Below are 22179 nucleotides of genomic sequence, written 5' to 3'. Positions count from 1 at the left end.
CGGGTCGGCACATGAGATTGGTGGCCGGCTACCTCGCCACGCCGAGTGGCGAGGATGGTTTGGCGCTCGCGATCCGGCTCGCCAGGACATTGGATGCCCGGCTGGATATCTGCATGGTGCTGCCGCCCGATCATGCGGCGGCGGGCGCGGTGCCGACCGGCGGGTACGAGGATGTGCTTGCCGAGCAGGCGCGGCAGTGGCTCGCCGAGGCGGCGGCCTCGGTGCCGAAAGGCATTGTGGCGCAGACGCATATCAGTTTCAACGAATCGTTCGCTGCCGGTCTGATCGAACAGGCCGAGAAGCTGGATGCCGAGGCGATCGTCATCGGGGCCGCGGGTGACGGGCTCATCGACCGCCACTCCATCGGTTCCGTCGCAAGCGATCTGCTGCATTCCGCGCCGGTACCCCTGGCCTTGGCCCCGCGCGGCACCCGCAATTCGACCGTAGCCCGTGTCCGCGAGGTGACCTGCGCGATCGGCGATCGCCCCGGCGCGGATCTGCTGCTGGACATCGCGGTCCGCGCCAGCAGGGCGGCGGGAACGCCGCTGCGGCTGGTTTCGCTGGTCGCCCTCGATCCCATGCACGGCCCCCGCCGCGCCGACGATCTACCCGCCGCGGTCCGCAATCGAGCGCTCGAACACGCACGAGAGACGCTGGATAGCGCGAAATCCGCACTACCCGAAGACTTTCCGGTGACGTCCTCCGCGACTGACGGTCCGACGGTCGAGGCCGCCGTCAACAAGCTCGAATGGCACGAGGGCGACCTGATCATGGTCGGCTCCAGCCGACTCGCCCAACCCCGTCGCCTGTTCCTCGGTTCTACCGCCGCGAAGATGCTCAGAGTCCTCCAGGTACCGATGGTCGTGGTTCCGAAAGAGGGGGAGGCATGAGCATGGCAAGTGACACCGCCGAATCGTCTGCCGAGCCGTTTGTCGACAAGGGGCTGGCACCGGGCAAGGTCGGCACCTTCGCCGGTGCGGTACTGGGTATTTCGTGCGTCGCGCCCGGCTACACACTGACCGCCAGCATCGGCCTGATCGTCGCCGCCGTCGGATTGAAGATGCCCGCCATCCTCATCGCGGGCTTCATCCCGATGTTCCTGACCGCATACGCTTACCGCGAGTTGAACTCGCGGGTGCCCGATTGCGGTGCGTCGTTCACCTGGTCCACCAAGGCCTTCGGGCCCTACGTCGGATGGATGTGCGGCTGGGGCATGGTGATGGCGACGATCATTGTGCTGTCCAATCTGGCCGCGATCGCCGTGGAATTCTTCTATCTGTTCTTCGCCCGGGTCTTCAACAGTCCCGGAATCGCCGATCTGGCAGGCAACAAGGGCGTCAATATCGCGACGACTCTGCTGTTCATCGCTGTCGCCACCTTCATCGCCAGCCGTGGCATCACCACCAGTCAGCGGGTCCAGTACGTGCTCGTCGGCTTCCAGATGATCGTGCTGCTGGCGTTCGCGGTGATGGCGCTTGTCCATGTCGGACAGGGCGACGCACCGGGATCCCTCACGTTCAGCTTCGACTGGTTCAACCCGTTCACCGGAATCACGGTGAGCGCGTTCGCCATCGGCCTGACCGGCTCCATCTTCGCCTTCTGGGGCTGGGACACCTGCCTGACCCTCGGCGAGGAATCCAAGGATCCCACCAGGGTGCCCGGCCGGGCGGGACTGCTCTGCGTGCTCTCGATCCTGTTGACCTACTTGCTCGTCGCGGTCGCGGTGATGATGTACGCCGGTGTCGGCGACAGCGGACTTGGCCTCGGTAACGAGGAGAACGCCGACAATGTCTTCGGTGCGCTGGCCGATCCGGTGCTCGGCGGCTGGGCAGGGCCGCTGCTGATGCTGGCGGTCTTCGCTTCCTCGGCGGCGAGCCTGCAGACAACCTTCCTGCCCGCCGCCCGCACCATGCTCGCGATGGGCGCGTACGGCGCGTTCCCGAAGAAGTTCGCCGAAGTCAGCCCCCGGTTCCTGGTGCCGTCGTTCAGCACCATCGTGGCGGGCGTCGTCACCGGCGGGTTCTACACCGTGGTCACGCTGCTTTCGGAACACACCCTGTTGGATACCATTGCCGCACTTGGCATCATGATCTGCTGGTACTACGGCATCACCGCGTTCGCCTGCGTCTGGTATTTCCGCAGGGAGCTGTTCACCAGCACCCGCAATATCGTCTTCAAATTCCTGTTCCCGCTGCTCGGCGGGCTCATGCTGGCGACGGTTTTCGTGATCTCGGTGCGCGAGAGCATGGACCCGGACAACGGCAGCGGGGCCTCGATCGGCGGCATCGGACTGGTGTTCTACATGGGCTTCGGGATTCTGTGCCTCGGCGCGGTACTGATGCTGGCGATGCGGTGGCGCAATCCCGAATTCTTCCGTGGCGGCACGCTCGAGCGACAGGATTACCAACCGTACGTTGCCGGAGGAGGCGATATGCCATGACCATCGAAGGATGGTTCCGATCCGAAGGTGATGTGCACCTGCGGATATGGCTGGCCGACGTGGTCTTCGACTACACGGCCGCCGCCGCGGCGGCACGCAATTTTATCCACGATTGCGCGCGAAAGCATCGGTGCACAATCGAATTGATACAGGACACGATCGAGGACTGTCGGCTGCTCCCGCGCCTGCCGTGCGAACGACTCTACCTGGGGTCGTGACCAGCGGCGCCTGATGCCCAGCAGAGGCAGTAGCCCGCAATCGCCGACGGCATACGGCCGCGCTTCCGCGCAGTCGACGAAATGGCGCGAGGGTGGGCGGCGCGTGGCCGAAATGGCGCTGGTTCGCGGAACCGATTCCGCAAAGACTAGAGACAGACATTTCGACCCGACGGGAGCCTGAAGATGATCGACATCGACCACCGACTGCCGCAGCAGCGCACTATTGTCACCGCCCTGCCAGGGCCGCGGTCGGCGGCGCTGACCGACCGCCGTAAGGCCGCGGTGGCTGCGGGTGTCGGTTCGTCGGTGCCGGTCTACGCGGCCGATGCCGACGGCGGTGTGATCGTCGACGTCGACGGTAATTCGCTGATCGACTTGGGTTCCGGCATCGCCGTCACCAGCGTGGGCGCCTCGCATCCCGCGGTCGCGGCGGCCGTCGCCGAGCAGGCGGCCCGGTTCACCCACACCTGCTTCATGGTCACGCCGTACGAAGGCTACGTAGAGGTGGCCGAGCAGCTCGTCGCGCTGACGCCCGGCGACCACGAGAAGCGCACCGTGCTGTTCAACTCCGGTGCGGAGGCGGTGGAGAACGCGATCAAGGTGGCGCGCTTGGCCACCGGAAGGACCGCGGTCGTCGCGTTCGACCACGCCTACCACGGGCGCACCAACCTGACGATGGCCTTGACCGCGAAATCCATGCCGTACAAGACGAACTTCGGGCCGTTCGCTCCCGAGATCTACCGGATGCCGACCTCCTACCCGTACCGCGACGAAGCCGGACTGACCGGCGAACAGGCGGCCCAGCGCGCGATCTCGCGTATCGAGGCACAGCTCGGCGCCGCCTCGGTGGCCGCGCTGATCATCGAACCGATCCAGGGTGAGGGTGGATTCATCGTTCCGGCACCGGGTTTCCTTCCGGCGCTGGCGGATTGGGCACGGCGCAACGGCATCGTCTTCATCGCGGATGAGGTGCAGACCGGCTTCGCGCGCACCGGTGCGTGGTTCGCCAGCGAACACGAGGGTGTCGTGCCCGACATCATCACCATGGCCAAGGGGATCGCGGGTGGTATGCCGCTCGCGGCCATCACCGGGCGGGCCGACCTGCTCGACGCGGTGCACCCCGGCGGTCTCGGCGGCACCTACGGCGGCAATCCGGTCGCCTGCGCGGCCGCGCTCGCCACGCTGTCGGTGATGCGCGAACTCGATCTGCCCGCCAGAGCGCGCGCCATCGAGGCCGCTGTCGTACCGAAGCTGCTCGCGCTCGCCGAGGAGGTCGGCGTGATCGGCGAAGTGCGTGGTCGCGGCGGCATGCTCGCGATCGAGATCGTGCGGCCAGGCACTACGGAACCGGATCCGGTCCTGACCAAAGCGGTTGCCGCCGAGGCGCTTGCGGCAGGCGTTGTGCTGTTGACGTGCGGGACCAACGGGAATGTCATCCGGCTACTGCCGCCGCTGGTCATCGGTGACGAGTTGCTGGCCGACGGCATCGATGTGCTCGCGGACGCGCTGCGCCGCCTGACCCGGTGACCGACGCGGTGCGAGTGCCCGACCGCGTGGTGTGCCCCACCATGCGCACCTGCTGAATTCTTGACTGACCCCGCACGGGCTGAACCATTTCGAAGTGATCGAGGAGAATCTGACGATGCGTGACGTGGCTGCCCTACTCGCCTCACTGCCGACCGGACTGTGGGTTGCGGGCGAACAGGTGCCTGCGAAGGACGGCCGCACCTTCCCGGTGCACAATCCAGCGACCGGTGACGTGCTCGTCGAGGTGGCAGATGCCGACGCGGTCGATGGCGCGCTTGCGCTGGACGCCGCCGCCCGAGTGCAAAAGGACTGGGCCGCAACGTCATCCCGGCAGCGCTCGGACATCCTGCGCCGCGCGTGGGAACTGGTGATTGCGCGTCGCGACGATTTCGCGCTGTTGATGACCCTGGAAATGGGCAAGCCGCTCGCGGAGAGCTACGGCGAGGTCACCTACGGCGCGGAGTTCTTGCGCTGGTTCGCCGAGGAGGCGGTCCGGGTGAACGGCCGCTACACGCACTCGCCCTCGGGCACCGGCCGCATCCTGGTCACCAAGCAGCCGGTCGGCCCGACCTTGGCGATCACGCCATGGAACTTCCCACTCGCCATGGGCACCCGAAAGATCGCGCCCGCCTTCGCGGCAGGCTGCACGATGGTGGTCAAGCCCGCTGCGGAAACCCCGCTGACCATGTTGCTGCTCGGACAGGTGTTCGCCGACGCCGGTCTGCCCGCCGGTGTGCTGTCGATCCTGCCGACCTCGCGGGCGGCGCAGCTCACCGACCCGATGTTCGCCGATGACCGGCTGCGGAAGGTGACCTTCACCGGCTCGACCGGCGTCGGCAAGCTCCTGCTCGCCCAATCGGCCACGAGCGTGCTGCGCACCTCCATGGAACTCGGCGGCAACGCGCCGTTCGTCGTGTTCGCGGACGCGGATCTGGATGCCGCGGTGGATGGCGCGATGGCGGCCAAAATGCGCAACACCGGCGAAGCGTGCACCGCGGCGAACCGCTTCCACGTCGACAACGCGGTGCGCGAACAATTCACGGCGATGCTGACCGCCAGAATGCGCGCGCTGAAGGTCGGGCCAGGCCATCTGGACGGAGTCCAGGTCGGGCCGCTCATCAGCGAGAAGCAGCGCAATACGGTCGCCGACCTGGTGCGCGACGCGGCGGCGAAGGGTGCGGTGGTCACCACCGGCGGCGCGAATGCCGCAGGAGAGGGCTACTTCTACGAGCCGACGGTATTGGCGGACGTGCCCGCCGACGCGCGCATTCTGCGCGAGGAGGTATTCGGCCCGGTCGCGGCGATCACCGGATTCGACGGCGAGGCCGAGGGCATTGCCGCGGCCAACAACACCGAATTCGGTTTGGCCGCATACATTTACACCACGGACCTGGACCGCGCGCTGCGAGTGGCCGAAGCACTCGAATCCGGAATGGTCGGGGTGAACCGCGGCATCATCTCCGACGTCGCCGCGCCGTTCGGCGGCGTGAAACAGTCCGGCATCGGCCGCGAGGCGGGCACCGAGGGCATCGAGGAGTATCTCGAAACCAAATACATCGCCTTGCAGTAGCGGCGGCGGCTCACCCGCGGCACGGATGAGGGGCTGCGGGAGAGCTTCGGAGTGGTCGGCGCGTACAGCGGTGACGACTTCGGCGACCGCTCGATCCCCGGCTTCGATGACGCCGGGGATCGAGCCGTCCCCATGAAACCCCGGTGCCCGCCCCGTGGATGCGGTCGCGGCGCTATCGCGGCGGCAGGAACCCGGATGCGATGAACTCCCTGATGTAGGTATCGAGAATCGGCCGGGTGAGGGGCGGGCACTCGATGCCGGTGCCTGCCAAGGCGGTGCGGCTGTGTGCGTCGCCCCAGTCGAGATGTCCGGCCAGGCCCGCGAAGTTCGCGCTGAGCAGCGCCGCGCGCACGAGCGAATCGTCGCCCGCATCGTTGCGCAGGCGGGATTCGCGGTCGAGCTCGGCGCGGACGGTCTCCAGCGGTGCGGTCGTTACCGGAAGGCCGTGGTCGCGCAGGGCATCGAAGATGTCGCGCACCACCAACGGAGTGCGGTTGACCAGGTGGTACACGATCTCCGACCCGAGGTGGGCGGAGATCTCGACGAGCGCGCCCGCGACGTAGTTCACCGGGACCAGCGAGACCGTCACGTCGCCGACGTCCGGTGCGATCCCGAGGATCGCGGCGGCGCGGATCATGTTCCAGAACGAATCGTCGGCACTGTTCACACCGATGCGGGTATCGCCACTGATCGTCCCTGGACGGTAGATGGCGACCGGGACGCCGCGCTCGCCCGCCTGCCGCACCAGTTCCTCGGCGACCCACTTGGAGGTGAGGTAGCCGTTCTCGGAGATCTCTTCGGCCCGCAGCCGGACGGTCTCCTCGACGACGTCGGATACCGGCGTGGTCGAGACGGCGACACCCATCGTGGAGACGAAATGTACCGGCTTGACCCGTCGCGTCGTGGCCAGACGCAGCACGTCCCTGGTGCCCTCGACATTGGCATTTCGCAGCCGTGCATAGGGATCGACGTGATTGACGCGGGCGCCATTGTGGTAGATGACGTCGATGCTGTCGGCGAGTCGGTCGAAGTCGGCGTCGGACAAACCGAGTCGTGCCGCGGCGAGATCGCCGGGAACCGCGATGATCCGATCCGCGACCGCATCGTCCCACAATCGGTACCGGTGCAGTGCCATGCGGATCCGGTCGGCGCCCTCGGCCTCGGTGTTGGCGCGGATCAGGCACCATACCCGAGCATCGGTGCGCTGCAGCAGTTCTTGCAGCAGGTGGGCGCCGAGGAATCCGGTCGCGCCGGTCAGCAGCACCTCACGCGGCGGTCCGGGATGCGCTGCCGCGATCCCGTGGATATCGATCCCGGCGTCGAGTACGGCATCGTCGGCCGGAGAAGGCGCCTGCGCCCCCGTTGGCTCCGCCGCATCGGTGAGCTGCGCGGCAAGGCCGCCCACTGTGGGAGCGGCGAGCAGCACCGACATCGGCACCTCACGTTCGAGCCGGGACGAAAGTCGTTGATGCAGTGTGAAAGCCATCAATGAGGACCCGCCGAGCTCGAAGAAGTCGTCCTCGACCCCGATCGGCGACACGGCGAGAACCTCGGCGAATACCTCGGCTATCGCGTGTTCGAGTGCGGTCGACGGCGCGAGCCCGGCCCTGGCGGCGAACACCGGCTGCGGCAACGCCGGACGGTCGAGCTTGCCGCTGGCATTCACCGGTAGCGCGTCGAGGAGCAGTACCGCGGACGGCACCATGTATGACGGCAACACCCGAGACACTGACCGTCGCAAGGCATCCGGGTCCACTGTGGCCTCCGGCGCCGCGACGACGTAGCCGACCAGCTGGTCCCCGTCCTTGGCCGGTTTGACCGCGACCGCCGCTTGCCCGACGGTCGGGTCGGCGAGCAGCGCGGTTTCGATCTCGCCGAGCTCGATGCGGTGCCCGCGCACCTTCACCTGAAAGTCACTGCGCCCGAGGTAGTCCAATGCGCCGCGCGGGGTCCAGCGCACCAGATCCCCGGTTCGATACATGCGGTCGCCAGGGCCGCCCAACGGGTTCGCGACGAAACGGCCCGCGGTCAGACCGTGGGCGCCATGGTAGCCGCGAGCGAGTTGGACTCCGGCCAGATAGAGTTCGCCCACCGCGCCGACAGGCACCGGTCGCAGCCTGGTGTCGAGGACGAAGCTCTGGGAGTTCCCCTCCGGTGCGCCGATCGGTACACGCGGGGACGTCAGGTCGGTGGCCTCGACCCGGTGATGGGTGATGCTCACCGCGGCTTCCGTCGGGCCGTACATATTGTGCAGTTCGGCGCGGGAGATGGCGGCGAACGCCCGCGCGGTCTCCGGCGGCAGCGCCTCGCCGATCACGAAAACCGCGCGCAGCGAAGTCAATTCGGATGCGGAGGCATGGGCGGCGAACATCGAGAGCATGGCGGGAACGAAATCGGTGAGCGTGACGCGATGCTTGGCGATCAGCCTCCCCAATGCCGCGGGGTCGCGGTGCTCGCCCGGTGCGGCGAGCACAAGTCGCGCACCGGCGCGCAGTGGCAGGAAGTACCCCCACAGCGACACGTCGAACGTCGCCGGGGTCTTCTGCAAGTAGGTGTCGGCGGTGCCGATCCGGTACTGCTGCTGCATCCAGACAAGCTGGTTGACGATAGCGTCGTGGCTGACCACAACGCCTTTCGGGCGGCCGGTGGAGCCGGAGGTATAGATCACGTAGGCGGGATGGTCGCCGCGCAGTGGCGCTCGGCGCTCGGCGTCGACCAGCGGTCCGGGATCGAACTGCGTGAGATCGAGGGTGTCGACCGCGTGCGCGGGGGCGACCGTGAAGGTGTCACCGCCGGTGGTCAATACGCACCGCGGCGCGGCGGATTCGAGCACCGAGCGAATCCGCTCGGCCGGATGATCGGGATCGATCGGTACCCAGGCCCCGCCCGCTTCGGCGATCGCGCACAGCGCGACGACCTGATCGATGGACCTGCGCATGGCTACCGCGACCACGGTGTCCGGGCCGACGCCCTGCTGAATAAGCCACCGCGCCAACCGATTACAGCGATCTCGCAGCTGCCCGTAGGTTACGGCCTCCGATCCGCAGACCACGGCGACGTCGCCCGGCGTCGCCGCGGCGTGCCGCCACAGCGCCGTGGTCAGGGTTTCGGGTGCGATCGGGTGGGTGGGTCCGGCAGACCAGAATCGGATCCGCCGTTGCTCCAGCGGTTCCATGATGTCGATATCGCCGACCGCGCCGACCGGATCGGCGGCAACCCGGTGCAGGATGCGCAGGTAGCTGTTGAGGAATCGGCGCACCGTCGTTTCGTCGAAAAGGTCGGTGGCATAGACGAATCGGATGATGATCGGGCCGGGTTCTCCGTCGTCGTCGTGGGAGTCGACGACGACGATATGCAGGTCGGTCTTCGCCGTCCTGGTATCGGCGTCATAGGGGGAGAAGGTCAGCCCGGACAGCTCGAAATTGGCCTCGGCGAAGTTCTGAAACGCGAAACCGACCTGATACAGCGGATGTCGCCCCGGAGACCGGACCGGGTTGACGGCATCCACGACGTGTTCGAACGGCACCTCGGAGTGCGCGAAGTTCACCAGGTCCCGATCGCGGGTCCTGGAAAGCAGATCCGCGAAACTCTCGGCGGGGTCGATCATGGTGCGCGACACCGTGGTGTTGACGAACATGCCGACGACATCCCCGAGCGCGGACTCGGCGCGATTGGTCATCGGCACCCCGATGGCGATGTCGGTGCCGCCGGACAGCCGCGCGAGCAGAACGGCCAACGCGGTCCGCATCACCATGAACAGGGTTGCCCGATGGGCCCGTGCGACGGCGAGCAGGTCATGGTGCAGCGCCGCAGGCACGGTTCGCTGTTCCCCATCGCCACGCAGCGACGCCACCGGCGGGCGTGCGCGGTCGGTCGGCAGGTCGAGGTCGTCGGGCAGCTCTGCCAGCTCGTGCGTCCAATAGGCGAGCTGCCGGGACAGCAGCGAATCCGGGTCGTTGCGAGAACCGAGCAGGTGCTGTTGCCACAGAGCGTAATCGGCGTACTGCACCTCGAGCGGAAGCCAGGCGGGCGCGGTGCCCGCCGCGCGTGCGGCGTAGGCGACGGCGACATCGCGCGCCAACGGGGCGAGGGAGGAACCGTCGGCGCAAATATGGTGTGTCGCGCACGCCAACACGTACGCGCCGTCCACCCGCAGCAGCCGAGCACGCAGCGGCACTTCCGTGGATACGTCGAAACCGCGCCACAGTATCTCGTGCACCCGGTCGTGCACGGCATCGGGATGAGTGTCCTCCGGTGCGAAATCAGCGACAGCACTTAATGTTTCGAGTACCAGCTGATGTGGGCCGTCGTCGTCGGCCGGATACATGGTGCGCAGCGTCTCGTGCCGCTCGACGGTGTCGGCGAACGCAGCACGCAGCGCATCGACATCGAGATCGCCCGACATGCCGAGTGCGAACCCGACGTTGTCCACCGAGGACGTGGTGTCGAACTGGTTGCGCAGCCAGAATCGAAGCTGGGCGGGCGACAAGGGAATTCGCTCGGGTCGCGAACGGGCGACAAGAGCCGGTCGGGCCGCATCGAGCAGGTGCGTCTGGATGGCCTTCGCGAGCAGGGCGATCGTCGGGTGGTCGAACACCAGCCCGACCGGGATCTGGGCCTGCCGCGTCTCGCTCAGTCGCGCGGCGACCTGAGTGGCGAGCAGGGAATTGCCGCCCGAGGTGAAGAAATCGGAATCCGGCCCGAACTGCTCGTGCCCGAGCACCCTGGCGAATACCGAGGAGACCAGTTCCTCGGTGGGACCGGAAAGCGGTCGATGGGCGCGACGGTCGTCGGTTCGGGCACGCAGCGCCGCGCGATCGGTTTTGCCGATGGGAGTCAGCGGGATGCGGTCCACGATGGTGATCGAGGTAGGGACCATGTAATGCGGTAGCTGTTGGGCCAGCATGTCCGCCAGCGCGGCCAGGTCGGGTGATCGTCCGGTTGCGGGCTCGATATAGGCCGCCAGGATGGTTCCGCCTGCCGCGCTCTTCCGGTCGACGGTGACGGCCGAGCGCACCTCGGGCTGCGTCGCAAGGATCGCGTCGATCTTGCCGAGCTCGATCCGGAAGCCACGGACCTTGACCTGATCGTCGGTGCGGCCCAGATATTCGAGGTTGCCGCCCGAGGTCCAGCGGGCAAGGTCGCCGGTCCGATACATCCTGGAGCCGGGTGCGCCGTGCGGTTCGGCCGGAAAACGCTGCGCGGTCAGGCCGGCGCGACCGTGGTAGCCGCGGCCGATGGCGGGACCGGAGATATACAGCTCGCCCGCGACACCGGCGTCGCAGGGGCGCAGCCGCCGGTCGAGCACCCGCAGGCGCATGCCGGGTACGGCAGCACCGATGGTCACCGGCGTCTCGGGCGACAGTGGCGAGCTGATGGTTGCCACGATGGTGGATTCGGTTGGCCCGTAGGCGTTCCAGAATCGCCTGCCCGCCACCGCCCAGCGGCCGACGAGCGCAGGCGGGCACGGCTCACCGCCGACGATGATCGCCCGCAGCAGATCGAGTCCGGCCGGATCGACCGAGGCCAGTGCCGAAGGGGTCAGGAAGGCATGGGTGACCTGGTGGCGCGCCAGGAACTCGGCCAGCTCGGCGCCGGTGTCGATCGAAGGCGGCGCGATCACCATGGTGGCGGCGGAGCCGATGGCAAGCAGCAGCTCCAATACCGACGCGTCGAAGCTGGGTGAGGCGAAATGCAAGGTTCGCGCGGCGCGGGAGAGCGAGTGCCGGGCGGTGAGATCGGCGCAGAGGGTGGCCAGTCCGGCATGGGTGACCGCCACACCTTTGGGCAGGCCAGTGGAGCCGGATGTGTAGATCAGGTATGCCGGGTTCGTATCGCGCGTCGGCGCTCGCCGGTCGAGATAGGAGATGGGAGTCGGCGATTGCGCCGACACCTGTGCGTCGAACTCGGCGGCGTCGAGGGCGAGCCACTGGGTTTCGCCGGGCAAGGTAGTGGCGTATTGCTGACGGGTCAGTCCGATCTCAGCGCCGCAGTCGGCGACCTGGAACGCAATCTGCTCGGACGGGAAGTCCGGATCGATGGGTACGAATGTGGCACCTGTCTTGGCGACGGCCCACACCGCGAGCACCGAATCGATCGATCGCGGCAGTGCCACCGCGACACGGATTTCCGGGCCGATTCCCCTCGCCAGCAAAACTCTGGCCATCTGTGATGAGCGCGCGTCCAGGGCGCGATATGTCAGCGTGCCGTCCTCGCACAGCACCGCAACGCCATCCGGATTATGCTCGACAGCCGCGGCAAGCAGAGTGGCCAGAGTTGGCGCATTCGATGTGTAGGTCCGACGTGAACGCCCACGACGCGAGGACGAGGAAGCCTGCCGGGTACCACTGGTCAAGTTCTCGTCCTGCCGCGCGATGTGAACAAACGGGCCCGATGGTATAACGCGGGTGCTCCGCTACGCCACTGGTGGGAAGGTCAAGACATGGGCAGGAAGGCCTGGCTAATGGGCTCCGCGCTCGGACTCGCTTCGCTCGACACAGAACTCATTTCCCTCGGGGTCTAGCAACGTGACCCAGCCGAGCCCATCGGCGGTGCGGTGGTCCTCGAAGAGTGTCGCCCCCATATTTATGACGCGGTGCACCTCATTGTCACGCGTCCGATCGGTGGGCATCCAATCGAAGTGGATGCGATTCTTCACCGCCTTCCCCTCGGGCACGCGAATGAACAGCAAGCCCGGCACCGGCGCGGGCGCCTCGACCAGAACCTCATCATCGCCCGGCTTGTCGACTTCGGACACCGGCCACCCGGTCACGGTGCTCCAAAATGTCGCGAGCTCATACGGATCGGCGCAATCGACGGTCACATTGCGAAGGATCATGGCGCCGAGCCTAGCCAGCGGATCGGCTGTGCGGGCTCGATCACGATGGCCGGTCGATCACCCGCACAGCGCCTCGGTCCGCAGGCGCCCGAGTAATACGACCTAGTAGCGATCCGCGAATACCCCCGCGGGCAGTGCGAACAGCGGCCACGGCGCCATCGTGGCGATGGTGAGCCCGGAAACGGCTTTTCATGCCATAGTGAGTCGGTGTTCTGGCTTCGCAGTGTTGCCATCGCCGTTGCCTGTTGTGCTCTGTCGGTCACGGCCTGCCAGAGCCCCACCGCGCCACCGACATCGCCGAGCAGCCCCGCCGCCCTCACGCAGGACGACAAGCCCGGCTCGGGTGACCAGCGGATCACCATCGAATTCGGTGGCAAGACCCGCTCCTATGTGGTGCACGCGCCGCCGAGCTATGACGGCAGCACCGCCCTGCCACTCGTGGTCGCCCTGCACTTCTATCCCGGTGACGCGGCGCGGATCGCCACCACCACCGGCTTGAATACCAAGGCGGACAAGGAAAACTTCCTCGTCGTCTATCCGGAGGGGCACGCTTCCGGATACAACGCATTCGTCTGCTGCGGTTCGGAAGACGATGTCGGCTTCGTCAAGACTGTCCTCGCCCGAATGACCAGCACCTGGAAAGCCGACCCGAAGCGCGTCTATGCCGCGGGCATTTCGAACGGCGGCGATATGTCCTTCAAGCTCGCAGTGGAACTACCTGGCACCTTCGCCGCCATCGCCGCGGTCAGCGGAGGTTTCATCGGCTCCGCCGCGGCGCAGCCGTCCTACAAGCCGACGACACCGGTATCGGTGATCACCTTCCTTGGTGGCAAGGACCGCTACTTCGGTCGGTTCGACACCGGGATCACGCAGTGGCAGGAGCGACTCGCCTGCGCTCCCGGGGGAGCGCAGGCCGACCTGGCCAATGGCATCACGGTCGCGACGGCCACCTGCGGTGACGGCAGCACGGTCGAGATCTACCGGCTTCCCGAGATGGGGCACTCGTGGCCGGGCGCCGTGCAGGGCGAACTGTCCGATGCGCAGGCCGGGGTGAACGCGACCGACCTCGCGTGGGACTTCTTCGAAGCCCACGCAATCCATGGTCGATGAGGCTTCAGGCCCTGGACGCGACCTTCTTCGCGAGGGTGATGGGTGACTGGACGGCGGGGATGGTCCGGCGGACGACGACTGGTCGCTGTCTATGGCTGAGACCGGTTCAGCCTTCATACCGTTATTGAGCGTGCCGATATACAGCGGTTAGATTCGTTGAAAGTGGGTATTCAGGAGGCCGCTTCGAGCATTTTTGCGGGAACGGAACATTTTCCGAAGAAGTTCGAGACTCCCGTTGAGTGGGCCGTTAACTAGCGGTACATTGTGGAGCGATCCGATTTCTCGGGGTGAAGGGTTCCCATCTTGACCGCAGCTCGTCCCGCTGGAGCCTCGCAGGCGATCGGTCCGTTGCAGGCCGAAGACATTGGCTACCGCAAGAGTCTCCGGCCACGCCAAGTGCCCATGATCGCCATCGGTGGCGTTATCGGCACGGGTCTCTTCCTCGGCGCAGGAAGCCGCCTTGTGAATGCGGGCCCCGGCTTGTTCATCGTGTACGCGGTGTGCGGAGTTTTCACTTACTTGATTCTGCGAGCCCTCGGTGAATTGGTTACGTACCGTCCTTCATCCGGGTCGTTCGTGTCGTACGCGCGCGAGTTCTTCGGTGAGAAGTACGCATTCGGTATCGGCTGGATGTACTTCTTCCACTGGTGTATGACGGGAATCGTCGACATCACTGCCATCGCCACCTATTTCCATTACTGGCAAGCCTTTCAGGGCGTACCGCAGTGGGTGATCGCACTCATCGCATTGGCGCTGGTGCTGAGCATCAATATGGTGTCGGTGAGATGGTTCGGTGAGCTGGAGTTCTGGGTCGCACTCGTGAAGGTCGCCGCGCTGGTGACATTCCTGGTGGTTGGGACGGTTTTCCTGGTCGGCCGCTTCCGGATTCAGGGCCGGGAAACCGGCTTCAGCGTGGTCGAGCACAGCGGTGGATTGTTTCCCACCGGCGTACTGTCGCTCGTAATGGTCACTACCGGTGTAGTTTTCGCCTACGCCGGTGTAGAACTGGTCGGTACGGCGGCGGGGGAGGCCAAGAATGCGGCCAACATAATGCCGCGCGCGATCAACTCGATCATCACCCAAATATCGTTGTTCTACGTGGGAAGTTTGGTCCTGCTGGCCCTACTGCTGCCATACACCACTTTCAAAGCGGGCGAGAGCCCCTTCGTGACGTTCTTCTCGAAGCTCGGCCTAGGCGGTGCCGCCGCACTGATGAATGTGGTGGTGCTGACGGCGGCGTTTTCCAGCCTCAACGCCGGGTTCTACTCCACCGGCCGGATCCTGCGGTCGATGTCGACGAATGGCAGCGCGCCCGCGGTCGCGTCCCGGATGTCGGCCAAGGGCGTGCCGTTCGTCGGGATTCTGGCGGCCGGTGCGGTCGCGCTGTTCGGGGTCGTGCTCAACGCCGTCGTGCCGGGGAAAGCGTTCGAGATCGTGCTGAACGTATCGGCCTTGGGCACCATCACGTGCTGGGCGGTGATCGTGCTCAGTCAGCTGCGGCTGTGGCGCTGGTCGCGCACCGGACGGGCCGTGCGGCCTGCGTTCCGGCTGCCAGGGTCTCCATACACCGGTATCGCCACACTCGTGTTCCTCGCCGGAGTTGTGGTGCTGATGGCGACGAACGATGACGAGGTTCAACGTTGGGCAGTGCTCACGACCGTGCTCGTCATGGTCCCGGCCCTCGTCGGCGGCTGGTTTGTGGCCCGGAAGAAGGTCGTGAGCATCGAGCGGCTCCGTGCGGGATTCACCGGGCTGCTCCCGGTGGTCGCCGAGGGCCCGCGGGCCGGCCACGAGGATCGATAGCTTCACCGGTTACCTGGAGCGGTTCAACACCGCCAGTGATCGTCCCGGCTGCGTATGTCGTCCGCCGGGTACTCGGCGGCGGGTTGCACTGTGCTGGTGAGGAATCCACGCCCCAACGACGAATACGGCACGACCCGATGCCCTGTTCGCGGACCACCGGCAGGATTTCGGTCTCGACACTGCGCTCGAACACTGCTCGCGCCTGACAGCGGGGGCCGAGTCCATCGAACCAACACAACCTGCGTCAGCATCGCGAGGTCCTCGAGCCGGAATCTCATATCGACCTACAGTATTCCAACAGTGAGAACATGCGGCATCGTAAGTGCCCCAACATCCGTAGTGTGTGCCGAGTGGTGGTCACGGGCGTCTTTGGATGAGCGGTCCCTCTCGAATGTTCAGCGATTTGGCTGGACATTTGGGCCGACTGTTCGGAACAGCCACAAAGCACCGGGCGGACTCGATCAAGGGCGACAATGGGCTCGGGCTCGCCAACGTCGCGACACGGGCGGAGGCAACCAATGCGGCGATAGCCTCGGATATAGCCAGAGCCGCACCCGACATCACCACAACCCCGCGACCACGCCCCGAGGTGACGGGCTGGCGGACCAGCGATCTCATGGCGAAACCGACGATAGCCGAGTTGCTTCGGGCGGAGGACCCGGACAACCGGCGGCAGTTGACCCTGTACCCGCATGCTGGACAACAACTACGACGGTCGATGCCGGCTGAGAATTACCGAAGCGTCCTACGTCGATGATGTTACCGATGACCTGCACCGTAGGCAGCGGACCGGCTTCACCTTCAGCGGGGTGATCAGCGATGAGCGTGGCGTCGTGGTTGGTGACCTCCAGCGCAAGATCTACACCGATTCCCAAGGTAAGATCGTCGTCAAGAACGAGCTCATGGTGTTGGGTGAGCAGGCCCGCGGCAAGCGCATCTCGACCACGTTGAGCTCTGGACTCGAGGACATCTATCGCTCCAACAACGTCGACCGAATCGAAGTCGCTGCCATGAAGGACGGCGGCTATGCCTGGGCGAGAGCAGGTTTCGACTTCGATCCCGACCCGGGCCGACTTCGTGCATCGGTCCGATCCATCGAGCGCCGCATCGCCGAAGTCTCGGCTGATGCGTCACCTGCCGATCAAGCGCTTCTTGCCGGCTTCTCGGAGAGGTTCGGGCGGACACCCGCCGAGTACCCGTCGCCGAGTGAACTCGCGAGTCTGACCGGTGTCGACGATCTCGAGCTCGGCAAAACCTTGATGACAGGATCCACATGGCATGGAGTGAGGGTCCTGTGAGAGTGACACCGGCTGAAGAGAACTTCTTCCGCGCCCGCAGCAAGGCCTTTGCGGATCAGTTCATGGCCTTTGTCGTCTCGCGTGGCCTAGACATGGATACCGACACATGGCCCGATGCCGACCGGCGCGATTTCGAAGTCGGCAGTCGCGAACTGATTGCCCAATGGAAGTACAGAGCGCAGCAGTTGATCGACGATTCCTTGTCCGACCGAGTGGATTTCGGGTGCGCACAGTCCGCTGTCCGGGATATGGGTCCGTGATGACGCTCTGCCATCACAAGGTTCTCTAGGTCGCGAAATGAGTGCCCGGCGGCGGGCTTTGGTGTTCTGCTATGACTCGACGCGGTCCAGGAGCCAGCGCGGACCCACCGTGTCGGCCCCGAGCGCTTCGACTCGGTCGCGGAGTCCTCGATCTGCTGTCACGACGGTGATCGACCGACTGCTGTCTTGTTCGACGGCTCCCGCCACCACGTCGACGATCGCGTCATCTCCCGAACCGTCGGCCAGCACAAGACGCAGGCCTTCGAATTTCGGATCTGCCGCACCGGCGACCGCGGCCTTGGCCGCGCCCTCGAGCACGACAACCACCTCGGCCGGTCCCTCCAGGTGCACCTTCGATGCGGTCAGCTGTGCGAGCAATCGTCGGGCCGCACCCATCCGGTCGCGCCACCAACCATCGGGCCTCGAGCCGACGACGTTGGCAGCGTCCACCACGATCAGCTGAATCCCGGCATCCGTCACGACCTCAGTCTCCTCCGTCCGGAACGACAGGCGAACTGAACGCGCCACATCGTTTCTGTCGACCACCCCGACGCTTGTGTCGACCGCTCAGCCGTCGGCGATCTCGAGCAGTCGAGCGCCAATCTCCAATAGAGCCGCATCGACGCCGGGACGGGTTTGCAGGCGGGGCATGAGTGCGATGTCGTTCATCATGGTCTGCACCGCCTGCACCCGGATACGGGCACTGACCGGATCCCAGCCGGGGTGTACTCGGGTTGCCAGGTACACCCACTCGGCGATGTAGGAGTGCTGAGCGGCGCGTGCTTTGTGTCGGTCGGCATCGGGCAGGTGCATGGATTCCGACACGAGCAGTTGGACGAGGTCGGGGTTCTCGAAGGCGAAGGCACTGTAGCTGCGGAGCAGACGGAGCAAGCCGTCGCGCGCGTCCATGGCTTGCGCGAGGGTGCGGTTCATCTCCATTTGCATCCATTCGTCGCCGCGGAACATCGCGGCGACCAGGATGTCGGATTTGGCCGGGAAATGGTTGTAGACGCTCGGTCCGGAGATGCCGACGCCCGCACCGATGTCTTCCATGCTGACGCCGGCGAATCCGTTCCTGGCAAAGAGCCGTGTTGCCTCGGCCAGGATGGCCTCGCGCCGAGATTGCCGCGTCAAGAATCCCGGGCGCGCGGTGGGGTCGGCGGACCGATCGGGCAAGGCGATCGGTGCGTCGACGATGGTCGTGGCGAGTTTCTCGATCAGCGTGCTGAACCCGGGCTCCGGCAGCGAAAGACTGTGGAACGAAAGGCTATTGCCAGCTGCTAGAGCACACCATGCCAGCAGATCGGACTCCGCCGCGTCGAGCTCGGGCCTGCGCTCACCGACAAGCTCGGCGAACCGGGCGCCGATATGTTTGATCGTCACGCGGATCGCCGCACGATCATCAACGGGCAGCTGGCGCGATTCGCGGCGCACCAGCACGCCGATCCGCCTGTTCTCGAGTGTTGCCGCCACTACCCCCGCGATGAGGTTGTCGGCGGTGGCTGTCGCCAGCGCGTCATCCAGGGTGGTGAGCGCTTCGTTGACGACGGTGGCCAACAGGTCCTGCTTACCGCGAAAGTGGCGATACAAAGCGGAGGGACCGATGGCGACCGCCTCGGCGACGTCGCCCATACCGACCTTGGCGTATCCCTTCTCGTAGAAGAGATCCGCCGCAGCACGCAGAATCAGCTGACGCCGATTCGCCGGCCGAGTACCGCGGACAGGGTCGCTGAGCGTGCGCCCGTCCGACCCGCTCACCATGCCCTTATGCCTCCGATCCTCGCCGTTACAGCGAGCGTGTGATGTTACCGCCTGGTTCGTGAGCTGCCGTGTACCGACGCCGCGGGGGCGCAGTACACAGCGGTGGTCACGTCGGTCCGTCCTAGATGTTGAAGCCGCCGCCACAGATCAGCGTCTGTGCGCTGACGTAGTTGGATTCCGGGATACAGAACAGGTAGACCGCACCCGCGGCTTCGGACGGTTCGCCGCCGCGTCCGAGCGGGATCATCTGCTCCATCGCGGCGAGCAGCTGCGGGTTGACCCCGACCTTGATCTCCTTACCCGCCACATTGATGGTGTCGTCGCCACCGGCGGGCGCCGAAGTCAGGCGGGTCTTGATCAGGCCGAACGCGACCGTGTTCACGGTGACGTTGTAGCGGCCCCATTCCTTGGCCAGTGCCTTGGTCAGGCCGGTGATGCCCGCCTTGGCGGAGGAGTAATTGGCCTGTCCCGCATTGCCTCCCGTGCCCGCCATCGAGGAGATGTTGACGACCTTGCGGCAAGGGATCGGCTCGCCCGCTTCCTTGGCCTTCTTGACGGCAGCGGCGATGACCGGCTGCGCGGCGCGCAGGATCCGGAACGGCGCCTTGAGGTGCACGTCGAGGATGGCGTCCCACTGCTCGTCGGTCATCTTCTGGATGACCGAATCCCAGGTGTAGCCCGCGTTGTTGACGATGATGTCCAAGCCGCCGTAGTTCTCGACCGCGGTCTGCACGAAGCGCTCACCGAAGTCGGCGTCGGTCACGCTGCCGACGCAGGAGACGGCCTGTCCGCCTGCGGCTTCGATCGCGGTGACGGTCTCCTCGGCCGGTTCGGCATCGAGATCGTTGACTACGACCCTGGCGCCCTCGGAGGCGAGCTTGAGCGCGATCTCGCGACCGATGCCGCGGCCGGAGCCCGAGACAATGGCGACCTTGCCATCAAGAGTTCCCATGTGCTGCATATCCTTTCGGTGATCAGACCGCGACGACTGCGTCGCCGGTCAAAGTGACGGTGCCGTCGGCGAGCGTGACGGCGAGTTCGAGAGTCGCGCGGCGTTCGCCGTCGACCTCGTCGACTGCGGTGACCTTGCCGGTGGCAGTCGGTTTTCCGTGCACGGGAGTGATCGCGGCGAAGCGCACCCGGTACGAGCGGATCGACTGTGGATCAACCCAATTGGTGAGTAATCGGCCGAGATAGGCCATCGAGAGCATGCCGTGCGCGAACACGTCGTCCAGTCCGGCCGACTTGGCCACATCTATGTCGATGTGCATCGGGTTGTGGTCGCCCGACGCACCGGCGAACAGCGCCAACGTGGTTCGCGAGATCGGGTTGATCCGCAATGCGGGGAGCTCGGTGCCGACCTCGACAATGTCGGCTGTTGTCACTGTCGGGCCTCCGGATTCCGCACGACGATCACGGTTTTCAGCTCGGCGACGAGATCGCCGTCGGCCCTGGTGACCTTGGACGTCTTCTCGATGAACTCGAGTGCGCCGCCCTTCTTGCTGTAGACGTCACCGATGGTCGGCGTCGCGGTGAGCACATCGCCTGCCACCGCGGTCGAGTGGTAGGTGAAGGACTGCTCGCCGTGCAGTACCCGGCGCAGGTCGACACCGAGATCGGCGAGCCAGGTGAACGAGTCGGGGCTTTCCAGTTCGATACCGAACAGGAAAGTCGGCGGTACAGGCAGATTCGCGTGCCCTGCGGCTTTCGCCACCTCGAGGTCGGTGAAGACCGGGTTGGTTTCACCGATCGCCTTGGCGAAGAACCGCAGTCGGCCCGCGTCGACGGTCAGGGTTGTCGGCGGGAGTGCGCTGCCGATCACACTGGGGTCCAACGGCATTGGTCAGCTCACCTTCTCGTACAGGGTGACGACGGCCGCGCCGCCGAGCCCGATGTTGTGCTGCAACGCGATTTTCAGGTCGCCGTCGACCTGACGGGCATCGGCCTGTCCGCGTAGTTGCCAGACCAATTCGGCGCACTGGGCCAGTCCGGTCGCACCCAGTGGATGGCCCTTGGACAGCAGGCCGCCGGACGGGTTGGTGACGACCCGACCGCCGTAGGTGTTGTCGCCGTCGTTGATGAACTTCTCCGCGGTGCCCTCCGGGGTGAGGCCGATCGCCTCGTAGGTGAGCAGTTCGTTGGCGGTGAAGCAGTCGTGCAGTTCGACGACGCGAATGTCGGTGGGAGACACGCCCGATGCCTCGTATACCTGCTGGGCGGCGGCCTTGGACATGTCGTAGCCGACGATCTTCGTCATGTCCTGCTCGGTGAACGTCGACGCGAAATCGGTGGCCATTGCCTGGGCCTTGATCACGATCGAACCGTTCAGGCCGTTCTTGCGCGCGTACTCGTCGCTGACGATGACCGCGGCGGCGGCGCCACAGGTAGGCGGGCAGCACTGCAGCCGCGTCAGCGGGCCGTAGATGTGCGGCGAGGCCAGCACCTCTTCCACGGTGACCGCGTCCTTGAACACCGCGTACGGGTTGTTGGCGGCATGTCTGCGGGACTTCACCGAGATCTTCGCGAACGTCTCCGGCGCGGTGCCGTATTTCTCCGCGTACTGACGCCCGGCGCCACCGAACATCTGTGCGGCGAATGGAGATTCGTCACGCACCTGGATCTGGTCCATCACTTCGTTGAACCGATCGAACGGCGTCGGCCGATCGGTATAGCCCATGGCGAGCGCACCACGCTGCATCTGTTCGAACCCGACGGCCAACACGATGTCGGCCGCCCCCGACTCGACCGCCTGGCGAGCCAGGAACAACGCGGTCGAACCGGTCGAACAGTTGTTGTTGACGTTGATGACCGGGATACCCGTCTGGCCGAGGCCGTAGACGACCGCCTGACCGCAGGTCGAATCGCCGTACACATACCCGGCGTAGGCCTGCTGGATCTTCGAGTACTCGACCCCCGCATCGGCTAACGCCGCCTGTGCCGCCTTGGTGCCCATCACGTCGTAGGTCTCGGTCTTGCTCGGCGTGGTGAAGGGGATCATCCCCACGCCCGCGACCACCGCTCTTCTGCTCATCACCGTTCCCCTTACTTGCGAATGCAGAGCTATTTGGAATTCACTTAGTGAACATCATGGGGCGCGATTGCGCAATAACCCTCCGGCGATTGTCTAATCGGTCCCGTAATTCTTTTCGGTCCGAAGCTGGGGTGGGGGGCCCGGTTCGCCATCGATGTACTAGTAGAAGTTCACATGTGTTGTCGCGAGCTCGACTGTGGCGGCCCGCCCTCGCCGGTGCGCTCGGTGCGGAGGCGTTCGCGGACGGTGCCTCGGGGCTGCTGTGGCCCTCGTCCGGACCGGTCCCGGGCAACGCGGCCCGGGTCGGTCAGCGGGTCGCGGAA

At 65.8% G+C, this 22179-nt stretch carries 17 protein-coding genes; 9 read left to right on the top strand and 8 right to left on the bottom strand.

Annotation, left to right across the window (positions count from 1 at the left end):
* Positions 1-11: 11 nt before the first annotated feature.
* From ACFQZZ_RS21695 to ACFQZZ_RS21675, 5 genes are all read left to right on the top strand, one after another.
* Positions 12-890: a universal stress protein gene (locus ACFQZZ_RS21695; protein ID WP_378683631.1), complete on the top strand. Its 879-nt coding sequence runs from the start codon at positions 12-14 to the stop codon at positions 888-890.
* 2 nt (positions 891-892) lie between these two features.
* Positions 893-2440, top strand: a complete 1548-nt coding sequence (locus tag ACFQZZ_RS21690) for an APC family permease (RefSeq protein WP_378683628.1) — start codon at positions 893-895, stop codon at positions 2438-2440.
* A complete protein-coding gene (locus ACFQZZ_RS21685; protein WP_378683626.1) occupies positions 2437-2658 on the top strand; it encodes a hypothetical protein in 222 nt (73 codons plus the stop codon). The genes ACFQZZ_RS21690 and ACFQZZ_RS21685 overlap by 4 nt, the downstream gene beginning before the upstream one ends.
* Before the next feature lie 183 nt (positions 2659-2841).
* On the top strand, positions 2842-4185 hold the full coding sequence (gabT, locus tag ACFQZZ_RS21680; protein WP_378683623.1) for a 4-aminobutyrate--2-oxoglutarate transaminase: 1344 nt from the start codon (positions 2842-2844) through the stop codon (positions 4183-4185).
* A gap of 115 nt (positions 4186-4300) precedes the next feature.
* Positions 4301-5755, top strand: a complete 1455-nt coding sequence (locus ACFQZZ_RS21675; protein ID WP_378684101.1) for an NAD-dependent succinate-semialdehyde dehydrogenase — start codon at positions 4301-4303, stop codon at positions 5753-5755.
* 172 nt (positions 5756-5927) lie between these two features.
* On the opposite strand, the gene ACFQZZ_RS21670 is transcribed toward ACFQZZ_RS21675, so the two are convergent.
* Positions 5928-12110: an amino acid adenylation domain-containing protein gene (locus ACFQZZ_RS21670; protein ID WP_378683620.1), complete on the bottom strand. Its 6183-nt coding sequence runs from the start codon at positions 12108-12110 to the stop codon at positions 5928-5930.
* A 105-nt stretch (positions 12111-12215) separates the two neighbouring features.
* On the bottom strand, positions 12216-12593 hold the full coding sequence (locus ACFQZZ_RS21665) for a VOC family protein (protein ID WP_378683618.1): 378 nt from the start codon (positions 12591-12593) through the stop codon (positions 12216-12218).
* 207 nt (positions 12594-12800) lie between these two features.
* Here ACFQZZ_RS21665 and ACFQZZ_RS21660 point away from each other — a divergent pair, with 207 nt between their 5' ends.
* The 4 genes from ACFQZZ_RS21660 to ACFQZZ_RS21645 all read left to right on the top strand — a co-directional run bounded on the left by ACFQZZ_RS21660 (position 12801) and on the right by ACFQZZ_RS21645 (position 17064).
* The gene (locus ACFQZZ_RS21660; RefSeq protein ID WP_378683616.1) at positions 12801-13703 is read left to right on the top strand and encodes an alpha/beta hydrolase family esterase; all 903 of its coding nucleotides are present in this window, start codon (positions 12801-12803) and stop codon (positions 13701-13703) included.
* Between the two features lie 303 nt (positions 13704-14006).
* Positions 14007-15506 carry an amino acid permease gene (locus ACFQZZ_RS21655; protein WP_378683614.1) on the top strand — a complete coding sequence of 500 codons (1500 nt, stop codon included), beginning with the start codon at positions 14007-14009 and terminating at the stop codon, positions 15504-15506.
* Positions 15507-16198: 692 nt separating this feature from the next.
* A complete protein-coding gene (locus ACFQZZ_RS21650) occupies positions 16199-16804 on the top strand; it encodes a hypothetical protein (RefSeq protein WP_378683613.1) in 606 nt (201 codons plus the stop codon).
* Positions 16780-17064: a hypothetical protein gene (locus ACFQZZ_RS21645; RefSeq protein WP_378683610.1), complete on the top strand. Its 285-nt coding sequence runs from the start codon at positions 16780-16782 to the stop codon at positions 17062-17064. The genes ACFQZZ_RS21650 and ACFQZZ_RS21645 overlap by 25 nt, the downstream gene beginning before the upstream one ends.
* Before the next feature lie 69 nt (positions 17065-17133).
* Here ACFQZZ_RS21645 and ACFQZZ_RS21640 read toward each other — a convergent pair whose 3' ends face one another.
* The 6 genes from ACFQZZ_RS21640 to ACFQZZ_RS21615 form a co-directional block, all read right to left on the bottom strand.
* Positions 17134-17544 carry a hypothetical protein gene (locus tag ACFQZZ_RS21640; RefSeq protein ID WP_378683608.1) on the bottom strand — a complete coding sequence of 137 codons (411 nt, stop codon included), beginning with the start codon at positions 17542-17544 and terminating at the stop codon, positions 17134-17136.
* 87 nt (positions 17545-17631) lie between these two features.
* Positions 17632-18969, bottom strand: coding sequence for a TetR/AcrR family transcriptional regulator (locus ACFQZZ_RS21635; protein ID WP_378683605.1), 1338 nt, complete (start codon positions 18967-18969; stop codon positions 17632-17634).
* Positions 18947-19777, bottom strand: a complete 831-nt coding sequence (locus ACFQZZ_RS21630) for an SDR family NAD(P)-dependent oxidoreductase (RefSeq protein WP_378683602.1) — start codon at positions 19775-19777, stop codon at positions 18947-18949. The genes ACFQZZ_RS21635 and ACFQZZ_RS21630 overlap by 23 nt, the downstream gene beginning before the upstream one ends.
* A gap of 22 nt (positions 19778-19799) precedes the next feature.
* The gene (locus ACFQZZ_RS21625; protein ID WP_378683600.1) at positions 19800-20210 is read right to left on the bottom strand and encodes a MaoC/PaaZ C-terminal domain-containing protein; all 411 of its coding nucleotides are present in this window, start codon (positions 20208-20210) and stop codon (positions 19800-19802) included.
* A complete protein-coding gene (locus ACFQZZ_RS21620) occupies positions 20207-20665 on the bottom strand; it encodes a MaoC family dehydratase N-terminal domain-containing protein (protein ID WP_378683598.1) in 459 nt (152 codons plus the stop codon). The genes ACFQZZ_RS21625 and ACFQZZ_RS21620 overlap by 4 nt, the downstream gene beginning before the upstream one ends.
* A 3-nt stretch (positions 20666-20668) precedes the next feature.
* The gene (locus ACFQZZ_RS21615) at positions 20669-21856 is read right to left on the bottom strand and encodes a lipid-transfer protein (protein ID WP_378683595.1); all 1188 of its coding nucleotides are present in this window, start codon (positions 21854-21856) and stop codon (positions 20669-20671) included.
* Positions 21857-22179: the final 323 nt, after the last annotated feature.

Source organism: Nocardia sp. GCM10030253, from assembly GCF_042675075.1.
Classification (GTDB): domain Bacteria; phylum Actinomycetota; class Actinomycetes; order Mycobacteriales; family Mycobacteriaceae; genus Nocardia.
The sequence above is the reverse complement of the archived record's forward strand: the minus strand, read 5'-3'. Positions and strand labels throughout refer to the sequence as shown.